Source organism: Streptomyces sp. NPDC058663 (assembly GCF_042716745.1).
GTDB lineage: Bacteria > Actinomycetota > Actinomycetes > Streptomycetales > Streptomycetaceae > Streptomyces.
In genome coordinates this window covers 58,305-78,849 of the sequence record NZ_JBHXRV010000005.1, presented here as the reverse complement: position 1 = coordinate 78,849, position 20,545 = coordinate 58,305, and the positions used below count along the sequence as shown (strand labels likewise).

Annotated in this window: 16 protein-coding genes and 1 tRNA gene; 11 read left to right on the top strand and 6 right to left on the bottom strand. The window is 70.2% G+C overall.

The window, feature by feature from the left end:
* Positions 1-37: 37 nt before the first annotated feature.
* Positions 38-355 (bottom strand): Lsr2 family protein, encoded by a 318-nt coding sequence (locus ACFWVV_RS05185; RefSeq protein WP_384343422.1) that lies wholly within the window; start codon positions 353-355, stop codon positions 38-40.
* A gap of 345 nt (positions 356-700) precedes the next feature.
* Here ACFWVV_RS05185 and purS point away from each other — a divergent pair, with 345 nt between their 5' ends.
* From purS to purM, 8 genes are all read left to right on the top strand, one after another.
* Positions 701-952 (top strand): phosphoribosylformylglycinamidine synthase subunit PurS, encoded by a 252-nt coding sequence (purS, locus tag ACFWVV_RS05180; protein ID WP_384343425.1) that lies wholly within the window; start codon positions 701-703, stop codon positions 950-952.
* Positions 949-1,629: a phosphoribosylformylglycinamidine synthase subunit PurQ gene (gene purQ, locus ACFWVV_RS05175; RefSeq protein WP_384343428.1), complete on the top strand. Its 681-nt coding sequence runs from the start codon at positions 949-951 to the stop codon at positions 1,627-1,629. The genes purS and purQ overlap by 4 nt, the downstream gene beginning before the upstream one ends.
* Complete coding sequence (gene purL / locus ACFWVV_RS05170) at positions 1,629-3,908, top strand: phosphoribosylformylglycinamidine synthase subunit PurL (RefSeq protein ID WP_384343618.1); 2,280 nt, start codon at positions 1,629-1,631, stop codon at positions 3,906-3,908. The genes purQ and purL overlap by 1 nt, the downstream gene beginning before the upstream one ends.
* 137 nt (positions 3,909-4,045) lie before the next feature.
* A complete protein-coding gene (locus ACFWVV_RS05165) occupies positions 4,046-5,920 on the top strand; it encodes a hypothetical protein (RefSeq protein WP_384343430.1) in 1,875 nt (624 codons plus the stop codon).
* 35 nt (positions 5,921-5,955) lie between these two features.
* The gene (locus ACFWVV_RS05160; RefSeq protein WP_384343432.1) at positions 5,956-6,774 is read left to right on the top strand and encodes a sterol carrier family protein; all 819 of its coding nucleotides are present in this window, start codon (positions 5,956-5,958) and stop codon (positions 6,772-6,774) included.
* A gap of 33 nt (positions 6,775-6,807) precedes the next feature.
* Positions 6,808-7,695: an META domain-containing protein gene (locus ACFWVV_RS05155; RefSeq protein WP_384343435.1), complete on the top strand. Its 888-nt coding sequence runs from the start codon at positions 6,808-6,810 to the stop codon at positions 7,693-7,695.
* A 762-nt stretch (positions 7,696-8,457) separates the two neighbouring features.
* Complete coding sequence (purF, locus tag ACFWVV_RS05150; protein WP_384343437.1) at positions 8,458-9,984, top strand: amidophosphoribosyltransferase; 1,527 nt, start codon at positions 8,458-8,460, stop codon at positions 9,982-9,984.
* A gap of 45 nt (positions 9,985-10,029) precedes the next feature.
* On the top strand, positions 10,030-11,106 hold the full coding sequence (gene purM, locus ACFWVV_RS05145; protein WP_384343440.1) for a phosphoribosylformylglycinamidine cyclo-ligase: 1,077 nt from the start codon (positions 10,030-10,032) through the stop codon (positions 11,104-11,106).
* Positions 11,107-11,245: 139 nt separating this feature from the next.
* Here purM and ACFWVV_RS05140 read toward each other — a convergent pair whose 3' ends face one another.
* Both ACFWVV_RS05140 and ACFWVV_RS05135 read right to left on the bottom strand, forming a co-directional pair.
* The gene (locus ACFWVV_RS05140) at positions 11,246-11,494 is read right to left on the bottom strand and encodes a DUF3073 domain-containing protein (RefSeq protein ID WP_384343443.1); all 249 of its coding nucleotides are present in this window, start codon (positions 11,492-11,494) and stop codon (positions 11,246-11,248) included.
* Between the two features lie 276 nt (positions 11,495-11,770).
* Positions 11,771-12,856: a Leu/Phe/Val dehydrogenase gene (locus tag ACFWVV_RS05135; RefSeq protein WP_384343446.1), complete on the bottom strand. Its 1,086-nt coding sequence runs from the start codon at positions 12,854-12,856 to the stop codon at positions 11,771-11,773.
* Positions 12,857-13,046: 190 nt separating this feature from the next.
* Between ACFWVV_RS05135 and ACFWVV_RS05130 the strand changes: the two genes are divergently transcribed.
* Both ACFWVV_RS05130 and bldC read left to right on the top strand, forming a co-directional pair.
* On the top strand, positions 13,047-13,889 hold the full coding sequence (locus ACFWVV_RS05130) for a hypothetical protein (RefSeq protein WP_384343449.1): 843 nt from the start codon (positions 13,047-13,049) through the stop codon (positions 13,887-13,889).
* Positions 13,890-14,645: 756 nt separating this feature from the next.
* Positions 14,646-14,852 (top strand): developmental transcriptional regulator BldC, encoded by a 207-nt coding sequence (bldC, locus tag ACFWVV_RS05125; protein ID WP_003949541.1) that lies wholly within the window; start codon positions 14,646-14,648, stop codon positions 14,850-14,852.
* 474 nt (positions 14,853-15,326) lie between these two features.
* On the opposite strand, the gene ACFWVV_RS05120 is transcribed toward bldC, so the two are convergent.
* From ACFWVV_RS05120 to hrpA, 3 genes are all read right to left on the bottom strand, one after another.
* Positions 15,327-15,560 carry a DUF6274 family protein gene (locus ACFWVV_RS05120; RefSeq protein ID WP_384343621.1) on the bottom strand — a complete coding sequence of 78 codons (234 nt, stop codon included), beginning with the start codon at positions 15,558-15,560 and terminating at the stop codon, positions 15,327-15,329.
* 195 nt (positions 15,561-15,755) lie between these two features.
* Positions 15,756-15,830: transfer RNA gene (locus ACFWVV_RS05115), tRNA-Asp, on the bottom strand.
* A gap of 101 nt (positions 15,831-15,931) precedes the next feature.
* Positions 15,932-19,855: an ATP-dependent RNA helicase HrpA gene (gene hrpA / locus ACFWVV_RS05110; protein ID WP_384343452.1), complete on the bottom strand. Its 3,924-nt coding sequence runs from the start codon at positions 19,853-19,855 to the stop codon at positions 15,932-15,934.
* Positions 19,856-20,176: 321 nt separating this feature from the next.
* Here hrpA and ACFWVV_RS05105 point away from each other — a divergent pair, with 321 nt between their 5' ends.
* Positions 20,177-20,542 (top strand): hypothetical protein, encoded by a 366-nt coding sequence (locus tag ACFWVV_RS05105; RefSeq protein WP_384343455.1) that lies wholly within the window; start codon positions 20,177-20,179, stop codon positions 20,540-20,542.
* Positions 20,543-20,545: the final 3 nt, after the last annotated feature.

Sequence of the window (20,545 nt, the reverse complement as noted above, 5' to 3'; positions counted from 1 at the left end):
CCGTGCCGCCGGACCGGCCCGGGCACCCTTCGCTCCGTCAGGAAGCCTCCGCGAACGCCTCGTAGACCTTCTTGGGGATCCGTCCCCTGGCCGGCACGTCCATCCGGTGGGACCTGGCCCAGGCGCGGACCGCCGCCGGGTCGGGGGCCACCGCGGTGTGCCGGTACACATTGCCCGACTTCGAGTGCTTTCGGCCTGCGTCGACGTACGGCTTCAGCGCCGCGCGCAGTTTCTTTGCATTGGCGTGATTGAGGTCGATCTCGTACGACTTCCCGTCGAGGCCGAAGGTCACCGTTTCCGCCGCTTCTCCTCCGTCGATGTCGTCGGAGAGCATCACCACTACGCGTTGCGCCACGGATATCGGTCCTTCCCTGCGGGCGGGTGCCGGTGCGACTGTCGTGACCACCGCGCTGACGTGCGGTGATGTCGGTCGACCGGCTCTTTGGAAACACGTATGGGGCAATGTTGCTTTCTCTTGCATTCCTTTGTACAGGGGGAGTCATTGCATTGTGAAGCCCAGTCAATTCCGTCAGCGTGTCCGAGTGCAATGCGAGACACCTGTTTTTTCCCTGATTTTTCCCCGCGTTGCCGCCGCCGATACCGGAACGTGATCGGCCGCCAGCATATCTACCCGCGTAGAATTTCTGGACGGGTACGCTGATGGAACCGCCTTAAGCACCACACCACACCGGGAGTGCCAGTGGCACGCGTCGTAGTCGACGTCATGCTCAAGCCCGAGATTCTCGACCCGCAGGGACAGGCGGTGCAGCGTGCACTGCCCCGTCTCGGCTTCAAGGGAATCGCGGACGTCCGTCAGGGGAAGCGTTTCGAGCTGGAGGTGGAGGGGCCGGTCGACGAGGCCGCCCTCGCCCGCATCCACGAGATGGCCGAAACGTTCCTCGCCAACACCGTCATCGAGGACTTCACCGTGAAGGTGGAGGACGAGAAGTGACTTCCCGCATCGGAGTCGTCACCTTCCCCGGCACGCTCGACGACCAGGACGCGCTGCGCGCCGTCCGGATCGCGGGCGCCGAGCCGGTGCCCCTGTGGCACCGCGACAAGGACCTCCACCAGGTCGACGCGGTGGTCCTCGCCGGAGGGTTCTCCTACGGCGACTACCTGCGGGCCGGCGCCATCTCGCGCTTCTCGCCGGTGATGGACACGATCATCGGGCAGGCGAAGGACGGAATGCCGGTCCTCGGCATCTGCAACGGATTCCAGATCCTCACCGAGGCACATCTGCTGCCCGGCGCGATGCTCAGGAACAACCACCTGCACTTCATCTGCCGCGACCAGAAGCTGCGGGTGGAGAACGCGGAGACCGCCTGGACCGCCGATTACGAGGCCGGCCAGGAGATCTCCGTACCGCTGAAGAACATGGACGGGCGGTACGTCGCCGACGCGCGCACCCTCGACGAGCTGGAGGCGGAGGGCCGTGTCGCCTTCCGCTACCTGGACGGCAACCCCAACGGCTCGCTGCGGGACATCGCCGGCATCACCAACGCGGCGGGCAACGTCGTCGGCCTGATGCCGCACCCCGAGCACGCCGTCGAGCCGCTGGTCGGCACGGGCCGTACCGACGGGCTCGGATTCTTCACCTCGATCCTGAAGAAGTTGGTCGACGCATGATGACCGAGCACAGCGAGGGCACCATCAAGCACAGCCTGGACACCGTCAAGCACGCTGCCGGGACCCCCGAGGTCGAGCAGCCCTGGAAGGAGCTCGGCCTCAAGGAGGACGAGTACGCCCGGATCCGCACGATCCTCGGCCGCCGTCCCACCGGCGCCGAGCTCGCCATGTACTCGGTGATGTGGTCGGAGCACTGCTCGTACAAGAGCAGCAAGGTCCACCTCAGGCAGTTCGGCGAGAAGGTCCCCGCCAACGACGCCATGCTCGTCGGGATCGGCGAGAACGCCGGTGTCGTCGACGTCGGCCAGGGTTACGCGGTCACCTTCAAGGTCGAGTCGCACAACCACCCCTCGTACATCGAGCCCTACCAGGGCGCGGCCACCGGCATCGGCGGCATCGTCCGCGACATCCTCGCCATGGGCGCCCGCCCGGTCGCGGTCGTCGACCCGCTGCGCTTCGGCGCGGCCGACCACCCCGACACCCGGCGCGTGCTGCCGGGCGTGGTCGCCGGTATCGGCGGCTACGGAAACTGCCTGGGCCTGCCGAACATCGGCGGCGAGGTCGTCTTCGACGCCTGCTACCAGGGCAACCCGCTGGTCAACGCCGGCTGCATCGGCGTCATGAAGCACGAGGACATCCACCTCGCCAAGGCTTCCGGCGCGGGCAACAAGGTCATCCTGTACGGCGCCCGCACGGGTGGTGACGGCATCGGCGGCGTCTCGGTTCTCGCGAGTGAGACCTTCGACGACGCGAAGCCCACCAAGCGCCCCGCCGTCCAGGTCGGCGACCCGTTCCAGGAGAAGCTCCTCATCGAGTGCACCCTGGAAATCTTCGCTGAGAAGCTGGTCGACGGCATCCAGGACCTGGGCGGCGCCGGTCTCTCCTGCGCCACCAGCGAGCTGGCGTCGGCCGGTTCCGGCGGCATGCGCGTCGAGCTGGACACCGTGCCGCTGCGCGACTCTTCCCTCTCGCCCGAGGAAATCCTCATGAGCGAGTCGCAGGAGCGCATGTGCGCGATCGTTGAGCCGCAGCACGTCGACCGCTTCATGGAGATCTGCGAGAAGTGGGACGTCATCGCCACCGTCATCGGTGAGGTGACCGAGGGCTCCCAGCTGGAGATCTTCTGGCACGGCGAGCAGATCGTCGACGTACCGCCGCGCACCGTCGCCCACGAGGGCCCGGTGTACGAGCGCCCCTACGCCCGCCCTTCCTGGCAGGACGCGCTCCAGGCGGACGACGCCAACAAGCTGGCCCGCCCGGCAGGCGGCGACGAGCTGCGCGAGCAGGTCCTCAAGCTGGTCGCGTCGCCCAACCAGGCCTCCAAGGCGTGGATCACGGATCAGTACGACCGCTTCGTGCAGGGCAACACCGTCCTCGCGATGCCGGAGGACGCGGGCATGGTCCGCATCGACGCCGAGACCGGTCTGGGCGTCACCATGGCGACCGACGGCAACGGCCGGTACGCCAAGCTGGACCCGTATGCGGGCGCGCAGCTGGCGCTCGCCGAGTCGTACCGCAACGTCGCGACCACGGGTGCCAAGCCCCTCGCGATCTCCAACTGCCTCAACTTCGGCTCCCCCGAGGACCCGGACGTGATGTGGCAGTTCGCGGAGGCGACGCGCGGTCTCGCGGACGGCTGCCTGGAACTGGGAACTCCGGTCACCGGTGGCAACGTTTCTCTGTACAACCAGACCGGTGAGACCGCGATCCACCCGACGCCCGTCGTCGCGGTCCTCGGAGTCATCGACGACGTCGCCCGCCGTACGCCGATGGCCTTCGCCAAAGAGGGGCAGCTGCTGTACCTCCTCGGCGACACGCACGAGGAACTGGGCGGCTCCGCCTGGTCCGAGGTCGTGCACGGCCACCTCGGCGGCCTGCCGCCGAAGGTCGACCTTGGGCGCGAGAAGCTGCTCGGCGAGATCCTGATCTCCGCCTCCCGCGACGGCATGATCGACGCCGCCCACGACCTGAGCGATGGCGGTCTGATCCAGGCGGTCACCGAGTCCTGCCTCCGTGGCGGGAAGGGTGCGCGGCTGGTGGTGCCGGACGGCATCGACCCGTTCGTGTTCCTGTTCTCGGAGTCGGCCGGCCGCGCGGTCGTGTCGATCCCGCGCAGCGAGGAGCTCCGGTTCAACGACATGTGCGGGGCGCGCGGTCTGCCCGTGACTCGCATCGGTGTCGTGGACGGTACGGAGATCGAGGTCCAGGGTCAGTTCAGCATTGCCCTGAGCGAGCTGAAGGACGCGCACGAGGCGACGATTCCGGGCCTGCTGGCCTGAGGCCGGGCGTTGTGTGACGGCCCCGCCCCGGGGAGACCGGGGGCGGGGCCTTCGCGTTGTCCGGGACGCCGTCCTGCCGACCGCTGTCCCTGCCGGCCGCCGGCCTGCCAGCTTTATGTCATGGACATAATGCGCGGGTGAGCGAACAACCCACTTCCCCGGGGCCGGAGCCCGTTCCGCTGCCCGGCGGACGGATACCCGAAGGCACAGCGGCCTGGCGGACGGCGGATGTGCACCGCTGGCTGGCGGCCGTGCCCGCCCGGTGGGCGCACCCGCTGTGGACCGCGCTGGTGCTGGCGGGGGCGGTGGTGTGGGCGGTACTGGCGATGCCGGATCCGAAGCCGGGCGACTTCTCGATGTTCGGCACCTATGGGTCCCTGGAGTCCCCGGACCGCTCGTATGTGTCCGGGCGCGTGGAAGTGACCGCGCCGGGCACCACCGGGACCGCGTACGACACGGCCGCCCCGGCCGGGCAGCTCACCGTCTACGCCGTCTCCACGGCCTCGGGTGGTCTGACGTCGTGGTGGGGGTGGCCCACGGTGTTCCTGGGACTGCTGCTCCTGGAGCTGTACTGGATCTGGCGCCGCCCCGCGCTGGCGCTGGCGGTCCTGGTCCCGCTGGCCACCGGCGCGCTGATCTCCACCGACGCCCTGGGCCGGACGGCGCTGCCCGCGCTGGCCGGGGCCGCGGCCGCCGCGGTGCTGGCCGCCGCGACCCTGCTGCACCGGCGCGGCGTGCGGGTGCGCCAGTGGGAACGGGTGGCGGAGGCAGCGGGGCCCGCCCGCCACCCGCTGCCGGCCGTCCCCGGGGCTCCCGGGCGGCGCCCCCGCCGTCCGTACGTCCGGCTGACGGCCGCCGCGGTCCTGCTCACCGTGGCCGGGTACTGCGCCCTGCGGCCCACCGCGTACGAGGGGAAGTGGGCGCTGCTGATCACTGGCACGCTCGGCACCGCCCTGCTGATCGAGGGCCTCGCAGCGCTCCTGCGGTCCGCCGGACTGCGCCTGCGCCCGCAGCCCGCCCTGCGGGTCCTGGTCAGGGAGGGCGCGGACGGCAGGACCTGGGTGTACGCGGCCGACGACCTGGAGGGCAGGGAGCCGCTGCTCGGCTTCCGCTCGTGGGGCGCGTACGAGGGCGAGGCCGGGGACGGCCGGAGCGGCAGGCGCACGGGACCGCGGCCGCTGCGCGAGGCCGTGCTGTACGGGACCCCCGCCGTCGGTGCCGAACTGGCCTACGTCGCCGCCGAGGCACCCGGCGGACGCGTCGCGGTGGAACACGGCACGACCCCGGCCGCCCGGGCCCGCCGCGGCAGCCGACCGACGAACGATCCGAACGGACATCCCTTGAGCGACCCCAGCTCCTACGACGCGACCTCCCCCGACCCCAGTCCTCACGACGCGACCTCCCCCGACCCCAGTCCTCACGACGCGACCTCCCCCGACCCCGCTCCTCACGACGCGACCTCCCCCGACCCCGCTTCCCACGGGCGCGGGGTGGTACTGAGCTGGTCGGCCGGTCCGGTCAGCCGGACCATGGGATTCCTGTTCCTCCTGGCGGAGGCCGGCGTCGTCCTCTCGTTCCTGGACGGCGAACGCGGCTGGCGGGTGTGGTGCGGTCTGCTCCTGCTGCCGTTCTCGATCGGCTACATCGCCGCGGCACTCAACTGGCGGGTCACCGCCGACCGCGCGGGCGTGTGGGTGGCCGACGGCTGGCGGGTGAAGCGGCTGCTGTGGGCGGAGATCGGGAAGGTCGAGTACGACGACGACAGCATTTCCTTCCGTGGCGCGGACGGAGCGCGGACCGGCGTCCGCCCCACCGGCTGGGCCCGGCTGGACCGCCGCACCGCCAGGGGACACGTCGCGGGGGCGGCCGCGGAGCGCATCCGCGAGATGCTCGCCCGGCCGGAACTGCGCCCCACCGCCGACAGCACCCCGCGCGAACAGGGCATGCCACTGGGCCCGGTGATCGCACTCCTGCTGACGCTCGGCGCGGCGGCGGTACTGCTGCTCGGCTAGGCGCATTGTCAGTGGCGGGCTCTAATCTCGTCTCCATGGCTCCTACGTCAGCGAACTCCGCCGCCCGCGCCAAGAAGAAGCGCCCGCGCACCTACGACTCCGCGAAGATCCGTGCCGCCGTGCTCGCCCAGTTCGGGCACGTACGGGAGGTCGTCGAGGGGCTGTCCGACGAGCAGTTGGCGCGGCCCAGTGGGCTGGGGGACTGGAGCGTGCGGGAGTTGGCCGCGCATCTGTCGATGGGGCTCGGGTCCGTCGTGCGGTTCCTCCGCGAGCCCGCGCCCGCCAGGGCCGAAGTGGCGCTGGCGGACTGGCCGTTCACGACCGCGCCGCACGCCGGGCAGGTCGCGGAGGACACCCGGGCGCTCGCGGCGGGCGCACCGGTCGGGGAGCTGTTCGCCAAGGTGGCGGCGGACATCGCCGAGGTGCTGCCGGGGGCTGACGACGAGCGGATCGTCATGACCAGGGTGGGCCCGATGCGGTGCGCGGACTTCCTCGTCACCCGTACCGTCGAGCTGATCGTGCACAGCGACGACCTCGCGAGGGCCACCGGCGTGGAGGTGACGTTCGACCGGCAGGCGCTGGCCGCGTGCACCCGGCTGCTCGCGGACGCGCTCGCGGTGAAGGCCCCCGGGGCGTCCACCGAGGTACGCATCCCGCCGTACGCGGTCGTGCAGTGCGTCGAGGGCCCGCGGCACACCCGCGGAACGCCGCCTAACGTGGTGGAGACCGATCCGCTGACCTGGATCAGGCTTGCCACAGGACGTACACAATGGGCGGATGCTCTCGAAGATGCCCAGGTCAGGGCCAGTGGGGAGCGTGCGGATCTGGTGGGGGTGCTGCCGATCATGGGGTGATGCGCGGGCGCGCGCCGGAGCAAGTGGAACCGGTTGTCCCACCTGTTCCGTCACATCGGCATGCAGACGAAGCCGAAGCTCAAGACGCGGAAGACGAAGCAGGCGCTCAGTGTTTCCGTCACGGCCCTGGCACTCCTCGCACTGGGTGCTTGCGGTACGGAGACGGGTGCCGGAGCGGGCTCCGGGGCGGGCGGCGACAGAAAGGACGGCGGCGCGGTCCAGGCCGATCTGCCGCTGACCGGTGTGCGGTGGACTGCCGTGAGCTCGACGGTCGACGGGAAGAAGGCCGCGGCGCCGAAGGGCGTGTACGTCGAGATCGACGACAAGGGCGCCGTCAAGGGGAACTACGGCTGCAACACCTTCACCGGCAGGGCCACCGTCAAGGGTGACGCCGTCACTCTCGACAAGCTGATGTCGACCCAGATGGCTTGCGAGCAGCAGGACTTCGAGCTGTCGCTGCGCAAGGCCTTCAAGAGTCAGCTGAAGGCGAAGCTGGACGACGGCCGGCTGACCCTGACCACGGCCGCGGGCGACACGGTGGCGCTGACCTCGAAGCCGGTGGAGCCCGACGCGCCGCTCACCGGGACCAAGTGGACCGTGGACTCCTTCGTGGCGGGGGAGACCGCCAAGTCGGTGCCCGCGGGCACGGCGGGCAAGGCGTACCTGACCTTCGGCGAGGACGGTTCGGTACGCGGCCGTACCGGATGCAATTCCCTGACCGGGAAGGCGAAGCAGGGGGACGGCACGCTGGAGTTCGGGCGCATCGCGACCACTCGGATGATGTGCCAGGGGGAGGGGGCGGGGGTGGAGAAGCAGTTGCTGGAGGTGCTGAGCGGCAAGGTGGCCTTCCGGGTGGACGGCTCCACCCTGACCCTCACCACCTCCACCCAGAAATCCCTCACCGCCAAATCCCCCCACTGACCCACCCCCCCCAAGGCACCGAGTGCCACCCCACCGCCGTGGCCATGGGCCCCGCGCCCCCGCCTCCCGGGGCACAGGTGCCGTGCCGCTCCCCGTGGACATGGGTGCCACCCTCGCCTCCCGCGGGCACAGGTGCCGCGCCGCTCCTCGGGCTCGGGCGCCGTGCCGCTCCCCGTGGACATGGGTGCCACCCTCGCCTCCCGCGGGCACAGACGCCGCGCCGTCCCTCGTGGGCACAGGGGCCGCCCCCCTGGGGCGCCGGGGTTCCCCCCTGCTCCAGCGAAGCCGAGAGCTTGGGGGAGGGTGGGCACGGGGGGCGGCCCCCCGACCCCGCTCCACTGTCTGGGTCCCGGTCCACCCCGGTGAGCCGTAGTGGCACGCCCTCGCACAGGGGCAACGCGGTGCGGTGCCAGGGGTGCGAGTGGCCAGGGGTGCGGCTCCGCCGGGGGCCGCCCCCTTGCCCGCCCGTCCCGCCCCCGGGGGGCGGCCCCGCCGCCCAAGGGGGCTGGGGGGGTAGGGGTGGGGGCGGCTCCGTCGGCCAAGGGGACGGCGGTGGTCAGGGTGGCCCCGCCGCCCAGGAGGGCTGGGGAGGGGGTCGCGGGCGGCCCACCACCTGTGGGTGGACCAGAGAGCCCCGGGTGGACCCCCGCCCAAAGGGGGCCCGCCCCGTCCCGCCCCTGAGCAGGACCGTTTCGTCCCGTCCCCCCACCCCTCCCCATCCCCAATTCGGACCAGTGGTCGATCTCGCCTACACTCGGTGCCGTGCCTCGTGGTGATGGACTCCTCAACCACGACCTGCTCCCCGGTGAGAAAGGCCCCCAGGACGCTTGCGGCGTCTTCGGTGTCTGGGCTCCCGGCGAAGAGGTCGCCAAGCTCACCTATTTCGGACTGTATGCACTGCAGCACCGCGGACAGGAATCCGCGGGAATCGCAGTCAGCAACGGGTCCCAGATCCTCGTCTTCAAGGACATGGGGCTGGTCTCGCAAGTCTTCGACGAAACCTCTCTCGGCTCCCTCCAGGGCCATATCGCGGTCGGTCACGCCCGCTACTCCACCACCGGAGCCTCGGTGTGGGAGAACGCGCAGCCGACATTCCGTGCCACCGCGCACGGTTCGATCGCGCTGGGCCACAACGGAAACCTGGTCAACACGGCCCAGCTCGCCGAGCTGGTCGCCTCTCTCCCCAAGGAGAACGGCCGGGCCACCCAGGTGGCAGCCACCAACGACACCGACCTGGTCACGGCCCTGCTCGCGGGCCAGACCGATGACGACGGCAAGCCCCTGACCATCGAGGAGGCCGCCGCAAAGGTGCTCCCGCAGGTGATGGGCGCCTTCTCCCTCGTCTTCATGGACGAGGGCACGCTGTACGCGGCCCGCGACCCGCAGGGCATCCGCCCGCTGGTCCTCGGCCGCCTCGAGCGCGGCTGGGTGGTGGCCTCCGAGTCCGCCGCCCTCGACATCTGCGGTGCGGCATACGTCCGCGAGGTCGAGCCGGGCGAGATGCTCGCCATCGACGAGAACGGTCTCCGTACCTCTCGATTCGCAGAAGCGAAGCCCAAGGGCTGTGTCTTCGAGTACGTCTACCTCGCGCGCCCCGACACCGACATCGCGGGCCGCAACGTCTATCTCAGCCGGGTTGAGATGGGCCGGAAACTGGCCGCGGAAGCCCCTGCCGAGGCCGATCTCGTCATAGCGACGCCCGAATCCGGCACCCCCGCCGCGATCGGGTACGCCGAAGCCAGCGGGATCCCGTACGGCTCGGGACTCGTCAAGAACGCCTACGTCGGCCGGACCTTCATCCAGCCGTCCCAGACGATCCGCCAGCTCGGCATCCGTCTGAAGCTCAACCCGCTCAAGGAAGTCATCAAGGGCAAGCGCCTGGTCGTCGTCGACGACTCGATCGTCCGCGGCAACACCCAGCGCGCCCTGGTCAAGATGCTCCGTGAGGCGGGCGCGGCGGAGATCCACATCCGTATCTCCTCGCCGCCCGTGAAGTGGCCGTGCTTCTTCGGCATCGACTTCGCGACCCGCGCCGAGCTGATCGCCAACGGGATGTCGATCGAGGAGATCGGTACCTCGCTGGGCGCCGACTCGCTCGCCTACATCTCCATCGACGGCATGATCGAGTCCACGACGATCGACAAGCCGAAGCTCTGCCGCGCCTGCTTCGACGGCGAGTACCCGATGGATCTCCCCGACCCGGAGCTGCTCGGCAAGCAGCTCCTGGAGACCGAGCTCGCGGCCGGAGTGGCGAACACCGCCGCGGCCGAAGCGCTCCGTCGGCCGTAGCGCCCGTCACACCCTGCTGTTCGACACGAAAGTTCTCACCTCCCCATGTCTGAGAAGTCTGAGACCACCGGTGCCAGCTATGCGTCCGCGGGCGTCGACATCGAGGCGGGCGACCGCGCGGTGGAGCTGATGAAGGAGTGGGTGAAGAAGACGAAGCGCCCCGAGGTCCTGGGCGGCCTCGGCGGCTTCGCCGGCCTCTTCGACGCCTCCGCCCTCAAGCGCTACGAGCGCCCGCTGCTCGCCTCCGCGACCGACGGCGTCGGCACGAAGGTCGACCTCGCCCGTCAGATGGGCGTGTACGACACCATCGGCCACGACCTCGTCGGCATGGTCGTCGACGACCTGGTCGTCTGCGGCGCGGAACCGCTGTTCATGACCGACTACATCTGTGTCGGCAAGGTGCACCCCGAGCGTGTCGCCGCCATCGTCAAGGGCATCGCCGAAGGCTGTGTCCTGGCCGGCTGCGCGCTGGTCGGCGGCGAGACCGCCGAGCACCCGGGGCTGCTCGGCCCGGACGACTTCGACGTGGCGGGTGCCGGCACCGGTGTCGTGGAGTACGACCAGCTCCTCGGCGCGGACCGGATCCGCGAGGGTGACGCCGTGATCGCGATGGCGTCCTCCGGTCTTCACTCGAACGGGTACTCGCTGGTGCGGCACGTCGTCTTCGACCGCGCGGGCTGGACCCTGGACCGGGAGATCGAGGAGTTCGGCCGGACCCTCGGCGAGGAGCTGCTGGAGCCCACCAGGATCTACTCGCTGGACTGCCTGGCGCTCACCCGTACCGCCCAGGTGCACGCCTTCAGCCACGTCACAGGCGGCGGCCTGGCCAACAACCTGGCCCGGGTGATCCCCGAGCACCTGCACGCCACGGTCGACCGCTCGACCTGGACCCCCGGCGCCGTCTTCGACGTCGTCGGCCAGGCAGGACGGGTGGAGCGCCTGGAGCTGGAGAAGACCCTCAACATGGGCGTCGGCATGATCGCCGTCGTCCCGCAGGAGTCGGTCGACGTGGCCCTGGCCACGCTGGAGGACCGCGGCGTGGACTCCTGGGTGGCCGGAGAGATCCTGGCCCGCGGCGAGCACCGCGAGGGCGCGACCCTGACCGGCGACTACGCGAAGTAGTCCCGGCCGGGGGCGGCAGGACGCACAGAACCCGGTCCGGGGCGAAAGCCCAGGACCGGGTCCGGTGGGTACTGCTCACACCCTATGAAGATTTTTGAGGTGTACGAACGCCAGAACTGAACGCGCCAGAGCTGCGGCGTCAAGCGCCGCGGCGCTGCGACGAAGGACCGGACTCATCGTCCTCGTCCTCGTCGTTGTACTGCGACGCGTACTGTGCGTACGGGTCGTCTTCCTCGTCATCGTCCTCGAACGGCTCGCCATTCGGCGGCTGTTGCGAAGTCGAAGCGCCCAGCTCATTGGCCAGACGCGACAGGTCGGTCCCGCCGCTGCTGTACTTCAGCTGGCGGGCGACCTTCGTCTGCTTGGCCTTTGCCCGGCCGCGCCCCATGGCTCGACCCCCTCGGTGACGGGGCTCGACGGCCCCAGAGTCTTGACACGCGTTCATGGTTGGGAACGGTCCCTCCGTGGAGAGCCCGGTCCGCAGGACTTCAACGGTACCTGCTTCTTTGGCCATACGGTACGCCGCCCGCAGGAGACACCTCGAAGCACAACCGGCGGGACAATCCGTCCCCGCTGGTCAACCGCGATTTTAGCCCCTTCCTGACGGCCGACCCGCCGAGGGGGGTGAGTGATGTCTCCCCTGGGGCGGGCCGGCCCGCCCCGATCAGCGCGCCGCGCGCGCCTCGGCCATCCGCTGCTCGGCGATCCGGTCGGCTGCAGCAGCCGGAGGAACCCCATCGCTCTTTGCACGAGCGAAGATCTCCAGGGTGGTGTCGAAGATCTTGGCTGCCTTCTTCTTGCACCGGTCGAAGTCGAAGCCGTGCAGCTCGTCGGCGACCTGGATGACTCCGCCGGCGTTCACCACGTAGTCCGGTGCGTAGAGGATCCCGCGGTCCGCGAGGTCCTTCTCCACGCCCGGGTGGGCGAGCTGGTTGTTGGCCGCTCCGCAGACCACCGCGGCGGTGAGCACCGGGACCGTGTCGTCGTCCAGGGCGCCGCCCAGCGCGCACGGGGCGTAGACGTCCAGGCCCTCGACGCGGATCAGCGCGTCGGTGTCGGCGACCACGGTGACCTGGGGGTGCTTGTCGGTCACCCGGCGCACCGACTCCTCGCGCACATCCGTGATCACGACTTGGGCGCCGTCCTCCAGCAGGTGCTCGACCAGGTAGTGGCCGACCTTGCCGACCCCGGCCACGCCCACCTTGCGGCCGCGCAGGGTGGGGTCGCCCCACAGCTGCTGGGCGCAGGCGCGCATGCCCTGGAAGACGCCGAAGGCCGTCAGTACGGAGGAGTCGCCCGCGCCGCCGTTCTCCGGCGAGCGGCCCGTCGTCCAGCGGCACTCGCGGGCCACCACGTCCATGTCCGCGACGTACGTACCGACGTCGCAGGCGGTCACGTAGCGGCCGCCGAGCGAGGCCACGAAGCGGCCGTAGGCGAGGAGCAGCTCCTCCGTCTTGATCTGCTCCGGATCGCCGATGATCACGGCCTTGCCGCCGCCGTGGTCGAGTCCGGCCAGGGCGTTCTTGTAGCTCATTCCGCGCGAGAGGTTGAGGGCGTCGGCGACGGCCGCCTCCTCGCTCTCGTACGGGTAGAAGCGGGTGCCGCCCAGGCCGGGACCGAGGTCCGTGTTGTGCAGGGCGATGACGGCCTTGAGGCCGGAGGCGCGGTCCTGGCAGAGCACGACTTGCTCGTGACCCCCCTGCTCCGAGCGGAACAGGGTGTGCAGGACGCCGTCGGAAGATGCGGTCACTGTGGTGACTCCCAATTGCGAGGCGGGGAAGCCCTCCTGCGGGTGGGGAGGGCCGATGGGCATGAGGGTAGGGCCTGCGGGCCCCGCTCAGGGGCCGGTGCCCGGGATCACCCCCTTTCCGGGTACCCCCGTGGGACGATTCGGTTCCGGTCGGCCGCCCGGCCGGCCCGGCCACAGGTGAGGAGCTGGCGTGCCCCTGGCGTCATCGGTGATCGTCCCGTACGTGTCGTCCCTGCGGGTGTACGAACCGCTGGCCGCCTTCCCGGAGCCGGAGCGCACCCACTGGGCCCGCTACGCCCGCCGCCCCGAGCTGCCGTGCCCGCAGGACGAGCTCCGCTCCGCGCTCGCCGACCTGCTGCCCACCCCGCCCGTCGTGGTGCCGGTGCACGAGAGCGGGGACGCGTACCTGGCCGAGGTGGACGAGGTCCTGGTGGTCTGCCCCTGGCGGACCAGGCTGCGCGGCAGGCTGGCCCTGGCGGAGCTGGAGAGCCAGTACCCGGCCGTGCTGCTGGACGCCGTACTGCCGCCGCTGCTGCGCCGGCAGGTGGCCGCGGACCACGAGCGGTGGCGGGAGCAGAACCCGGACGCCCGGCCGTGGATCAAGACCTCGGTGTGGCACGTGCCGGTGCGCTGGTTCGTCCTGTTCGAGGACGAGGAGCGGGAGTACGTGAAGGGCTCGGCCGACGGAGCCCCGCTGCTGCGCTACCGCACGCCGATGGTGCAGGCGCGGCGCCGGGTGGCGCGGGGTCTGCGCACGCTGCGCACCCACATGGACGAGGGGCCGCTGGTGACCGGGCTGCTGGAGGTGGGGCGGTGGCTGGAGGAGTTCCACCCCAGGTCCCTCGTCGAACTGGACTACGGCGGGCTCGCACACGTACTGGGGGAGAAGGAGCTGGCGTCGGACCGGTCGGCGGCGGACGTGGCCGAGGGGCTGGGCGCGCTGCGGGCCGGCGATCCGGACGGGGCGGCCAGGGCGTACGCCAGGCTCGCGGAGCGCTGGCGGGCGGTCATGCAACGGCAGTTCGCCAACTGACCCGGTGCGGTCCGGCCGCGGTGAGTGAACCGACTGGATGCGGTCCGGCCGCGGTGAGTGAACCGACTGGATGCGGTCCGGCCGCGGGCAGCCCGCTGTCCGGGTGCGGTGCGGCTGCGGGCCGCCCGCCGATCGGGTGTGGTTCGCCCCCTGATCGGGTGCGGTTCGCGTACCTGTCCGGTGCAGATCCGCCGCGGTTTTCCGCTTCCCGGGCACCGAATACCGCATACCGAATGCGATTTGAGCAAAACCTGAGCTTCCGCTGAACCAGACCGTGATGTGGTGCGTGTGACAGGTGGGACGAAAACCCTCGGGACCTACGTCCCGATCCGGGCTTTTGTGGCAAGCGTGACGGACAGCACTTAATCGCCCCTTGCGCTCATCCCCCGCCCTCGTGTCAAAATAGGACAAGGAGTCCGGGGAGGGCTCCTTCCGTCCAACTAAGGGCGGATTGCTCGGCATTGCACTCTATGGGGGGTCTGATGACTCCTGATCGCTCTGTGACTGATCGTCACTGTGGCGTGACTGTCCGCTATGGCATGGTCCATCGGCTTCCGTCGCGGATGAACACCTCAGAGGGCAATTCCGTCGGTTTGGCCCACGCGGCTGGACGGATGGTGTAGTTGTAGTGCCGAGGACAAGCCGTTCGTCCTATAACCGACTCGGCCCGCGTCCGCCATTTCGGGCAACGCGGGTCAAGGTGCAGAATTTAGAGGAAAGAACCGTGAAGGTTCGGTTCTCCCGAGGAGGCCGCTCATGACCGCTCGCACCCCTGACGCCGAGCCGCTGCTGACCCCGGCTGAGGTCGCCACGATGTTCCGCGTGGACCCGAAGACGGTGACCCGCTGGGCCAAGGCAGGCAAGCTCACGTCCATCCGCACGCTGGGTGGGCACAGGCGTTACCGCGAGGCCGAGGTCCGCGCACTGCTTGCGGGTATTCCGCAGCAGCGCAGCGAGGCCTGAGGCATCGCATTACCTCGTATTACCGCTTCACATCTTTACCCGTAGTAACGGCTAGGCCTTGCAACACCCCCGCACAACTGGGCATTTCGGGCACGGGTCCCCCAACTCGTCCCGCACCGCTCACCCCATGGCTCCAACTGACCGGCACCCGCCCCAACGGGGGCCGCGTCATTGATCGCGCTGGACTCCGCCGGGTCCAGCGCGATTTTTTTATGCCCGTCGCGCCTCTGTGGGCCGGCCCGGGCGGGGCCGGCCGACCCCGCTCGGGCTCGTGCCGGGCTCGTGCCGGACCCGCCCGGGCTCGTGCCGGGACGTCCTGCGGGAAAGTGCAATTGCACATATTAAATTGGGCCGTTGTAGGGAGGGTGTAAGTTCCCCCGCCCCGCAAACTCTTTCGGTGACACCCGTCACAGCTCGCGGCTCTTGCCAAATCCGAGCCTGCCACCGAAAGGAGCGTGCCGCGCGAGTCGATGGTCATGAGACCGGAGGACTTTCGTCCTGAGCCGCCGCCGGGGCTCCGCCCCCGGGATCGGCGTGGCCGCCCGTGGAGGCTGCGGCAGGGGCTTGAGGGGGGCCGCTCCCGGTCTTCGGTGCCGCCACCGCTCCACGGGCCCTGGGGGCCGCCCCGGGCTCGTCCTCGGGCTCCATGGCGAGCAGCAGCAGCCGGCGGCAGATCGGACAGTGCGCGGTCCGGTGCCGGTAGTTCATTGCGGCCGCCAGATGGGCGCGCAGCAGCGCGCGCGTTTCGTGCCGCGATGTGGATGCCGCCACGCGTCACCTCCGGGTCCCTGCTCTCCGGGGTACCGGTGGCAGATGACGGAGTCAAGACGCGGGAGAGGCCCGATCGGGCAAAGACAACGAAATGAGGCCCGCATCCGTGAAGATGCGAGCCTCAAACTACTGCGGTCCTGACGGGATTTGAACCCGCGGCCTCCACCTTGACAGGGTGGCGAGCACTCCAAACTGCTCCACAGGACCTTGATTCGCAGCTTTTCGCCTGGTGTGTGCGTGTTGCTGCGAGTCAGACTGTACAGCAGGTCAGAGGGTGCAGTCGAACTCGATCCGCGGAGGGCTCCCGGCTACGGCGCCGCCGCGTCGATCGCCTTCACGATGCGCTTGTCGGACACCGGGTACGCGGTGCCCAGCGCGTGCGCGAAGTAGCTGACCCGCAGTTCCTCGATCATCCAGCGGATCTCCCGCACCTCCGGCGGCACCGGCCTGCCCTGCGGCAGCTGCTCCAGCAGCCAGGCGTACTCGTCCTGCATCTCGTGGACCTTCTCCATGCGCGCGGTGTCGCGCTGGGCGCCGGTCGGCATCTGTTGCAGGCGCCTGTCGGCGGCCACCAGATAGCGCATGAGGTGCGGCAGCCGCTTCAGCCCGGTCCTCGTGACGAACCCGGCCGGCATCAGCGCGTCGATCTGCTTGCGTACGTCGGTGAGGTTGGCCAGCAGCACCGGGCTGCTGGTCGACTTCAGGCGCCGCTCGCAGGCCTGCCAGGCGGCCAGCACCTGCTGGACCTGGCCCACCGTCCGCACCGTCGCGTCCACGAGGTCCGCGCGCACCTTGTCGTACAGCTTGCGGAACGACTCCTCGTCCCAGGCCGGGCCGCCGTGGTCGGCGATCAGCTTGTCCGTGGCGGCCATGGCGCAGTCGTCGAAGAGCGCCTGGATGGAGCCGTGCGGATTGCTGGAGAGGGCCAGCTTCTGCTGGTTGGTGAGTTTGTCGGAGGCGAACTTCGCCGGGTTCACCGGGATGTTGAGCAGGATCAGGCGCCGGGTGCCCGCCCACATCGCCTGCCGCTGCTCGGCCTCGGAGTCGAAGAGCTGCACGGAGACCGAGGCGCCCTTGTCGACGAGCGCCGGGTACGCCTTCACCGGCTGGCCCGCACGCTTCGTCTCGAAGACCTTCGTCAGCGAGCCGATGGTCCAGTCCGTGAGGCCGGTGCGCTCGATGGTCTCGCCGCCCGAGCGCTCCGCCGTCGCCGCCGCGGCCTGCGAGAGGGCCTGGCGGGCCTTCGGGCGCAGCTTCAGCCGCAGCGCCTCCAGGTCCTTGTCCTCGGCGAGCTTCTTGCGCCGCTCGTCGACGATCCGGAACGTGATGCGCAGGTGGTCGGGGATGCGGCCCAGGTCGAAGTCGGCGGGGGAGACGGGCACTCCGACCATCTTCTGCAGCTCGCGGGCGAGCGTGAAGTGGATCGGCTCCTGCAGCGGAACCGCCCGGTCCAGGAACTTCTGCGCGTAGTCGGGCGCGGGCACGTAGTGCCGGCGGACCGGCTTCGGCAGCGACCGGATCAGCTCCGTCACGACCTCCTCGCGCAGGCCCGGGATCTGCCAGTCGAAGCCCTCGTCGGTGACCTGGTTGAGCACCTGGAGCGGAATGTGGACGGTCACGCCGTCCGCGTCCGCACCCGGCTCGAACTGGTAGGTGACCTTGAACTTCAGGGCTCCCTGGCGCCAGCTGTCCGGGTAGTCGTCCTTGGTGACGCCTGCGGCCTTCTCGTTGATGAGCATCTCGCGTTCGAAGTCGAGGAGTTCGGGCTCCTCGCGCTTCTTGTGCTTCCACCACGAGTCGAAGTGGGCTCCGGAGACGACGTGTTCGGGGATCCGCCCGTCGTAGAAGTCGAAGAGCGTCTCGTCGTCCACCAGGATGTCGCGGCGCCGCGCCCGGTGCTCCAGCTCCTCGACCTCGGTGAGCAGCTTGCGGTTGTCGGCGAAGAACTTGTGGTGGGTGCGCCAGTCGCCCTCCACGAGCGCGTTGCGGATGAACAGGTCGCGGGAGACCTCGGCGTCGATCCGCCCGTAGTTCACCTTGCGCTGCGCGACGATCGGCACGCCGTACAGAGTCACCCGCTCGTACGCCATCACCGCGGCCTGGTCCTTCTCCCAGTGCGGCTCGCTGTAGGTGCGCTTGACCAGGTGCTGGGCGAGCGGCTCGATCCACTCCGGCTCGACCTTGGCGTTGACCCTGGCCCACAGCCGGGAGGTCTCCACCAGCTCGGCGGACATGATGAAGCGGGGCTGCTTCTTGAACAGGGCGGAGCCGGGGAAGATCGCGAACTTGGCGTTGCGGGCGCCCAGGTACTCGTTCTTGTCGGTGTCCTTGAGGCCGATGTGGGACAGGAGGCCGGCGAGGAGCGAGGTGTGCACGGAGGTCTCCGGCGCGTCCTCCTCGTTGAGGTGGATGCCCAGCTGCTTCGCCACCGACCGCAGCTGCGCGTAGATGTCCTGCCACTCGCGGATCCGCAGGAAGTTCAGGTACTCCTGCTTGCACATCCGGCGGAAGCTGGAGGAGCCGCGCTCCTTCTGCTGCTCGCGGATGTAGCGCCACATGTTCAGGAACGACAGGAAGTCGCTCGTCTCGTCCTTGAACCGGGCGTGGTTCTGGTCCGCCTGCTGCTGCTTCTCCACCGGCCGCTCGCGCGGGTCCTGGATGGAGAGCGCGGAGGCGATCACCATCACTTCCCGAACGCAACCGTTCTTGTCGGCCTCAAGGACCATCCGGGCGAGGCGCGGGTCGACCGGCAGCTGGGCCAGCTTGCGGCCCTGCGGGGTGAGCCGCTTCTTCGGGTCCTTCTCGTTCGGGTCGAGCGCGCCGAGCTCCTGGAGGAGCTGTACGCCGTCCCGGATGTTGCGGTGGTCCGGCGGGTCGATGAACGGGAACTTCTCGATCTCGCCGAGCCCGGCCGCGGTCATCTGCAGGATGACGGAGGCGAGGTTGGTGCGCAGGATCTCGGCGTCGGTGAACTCCGGGCGGGTGAGGAAGTCGTCCTCGGAGTAGAGCCGGATGCAGATGCCGTCGGAGGTACGGCCGCAACGGCCCTTGCGCTGGTTGGCGCTGGCCTGGCTGATCCGCTCGATGGGCAGCCGCTGGACCTTGGTGCGGTGGCTGTAGCGGGAGATGCGGGCGGTGCCCGGGTCGATCACGTACTTGATGCCGGGGACGGTCAGCGAGGTCTCCGCGACGTTCGTCGCCAGGACGATGCGGCGGCCGGTGTGGCGCTGGAAGACCCGGTTCTGCTCGGCGTGGCTCAGCCGCGCGTAGAGGGGGAGCACCTCGGTGTGCCGCAGCTGGCGCTTGTTGAGGGCGTCGGCGGTGTCGCGGATCTCCCGCTCGCCGGAGAGGAAGACCAGGACGTCGCCGGGGCCCTCGGACTGGAGTTCGTCGACGGCGTCCGTGATGGCGGTGATCTGGTCGCGGTCGGAGTCGTCGCCCTCCTCTTCGAGGAGCGGGCGGTAGCGGACCTCGACGGGGTACGTCCGGCCGCTGACCTCCACGATCGGGGCGTTGCCGAAGTGCCGGGAGAAACGTTCCGGGTCGATGGTCGCCGAGGTGATGACGACCTTGAGGTCCGGGCGCTTGGGGAGCAGCTGGGCGAGGTAGCCGAGCAGGAAGTCGATGTTGAGGGACCGCTCGTGGGCCTCGTCGATGATGATCGTGTCGTACGCGCGCAGCTCGCGGTCCGTCTGGATCTCGGCGAGCAGGATGCCGTCCGTCATCAGCTTCACGAAGGTGGATTCCTGGTTCACCTGGTCGGTGAAGCGGACCTTCCAGCCGACGGTCTCGCCGAGCGGGGTGTCCAGCTCCTCGGCGATGCGGTCGGCGACGGTGCGGGCGGCGATCCGGCGGGGCTGGGTGTGCCCGATCATGCCGCGCACGCCGCGCCCGAGCTCCATGCAGATCTTCGGGATCTGCGTCGTCTTGCCGGAGCCGGTCTCGCCCGCGACGATCACGACCTGGTGGTCGCGTATCGCGTCGGCGATGTCGTCCTTCTTCTGGCTGACGGGGAGGTTCTCGGGGTACGTGATCGTGGGCATGCGGGCGGCCCGGGCGGCCACCTTGCCGGCGGACTTCTCCGCCTCTGCGGCGATCTCGTCCAGAACGGCCTGCCGGGCCTCCGGCTTGCGGATACGACGGGCGCCTTCGAGGCGGCGGCCGAGGCGATGAGCGTCACGGAGCGAGCTCTGGGCGAGGAGGGCCTGGAGGTCGGCGAGGGAAGTAGACATACCTGGCCCAGGATCTCACCCGCAGCGGCCGACTGGCCAACCATTTGGACGGGGGCGGGAGGCAGCGGCCGGAGCGCGGAGCCGTGGGCGGGCCGTGGGCCGGGCTCGCGCGGTGCCGTGGGCGGGCGCGGGCCGGGCTCGCGCCGCACCGTCGACGGGCGGCGGGCCGGGCTCGTGCCGCGTCGTGGGTGGGCCGTGGGCCGGGCTTGCGCCGCACCGTCGACGGGCGGCGGGCCGGGCTCGTGCCGCGTCGTGGGTGGGCCAGGGGCCGGGCCGCGTACCCTTTCGGGGCAGAGAAGAACCCGAGCCCGAGAGGCCCCCGTGCCCCGTACGACACGACTCACCCCCTGGTGCGCCTTCGCCGCACTGGTGGCCGTCGTGTTCGGCCTGCTCTGCACCCCGGCCACGGCCGCCCCCGCCGATTTCCCGGGCGGCGGTCCCGCGTACGTCAAGGTCGTGGACACGCCAGGATGCGACCGCGCCCCCGTCCACCAGGACGGCACGCACCCCGCGACCCCGCCCCGCGGCAGTACGGCGTACGACCTGCTGCCGGTGCTCTGCACGGCCGCGAGGCCCGCGGCCGTGCACCGGTCTGCCGCGGCGGACCTGTCGTCCAGGCCCCGGCGCGGGCCGCCGGTGTCCGTCCCGGCCACACCCGTGGAGCTCTCCGTCCTGTTGCGCGTGTAACGA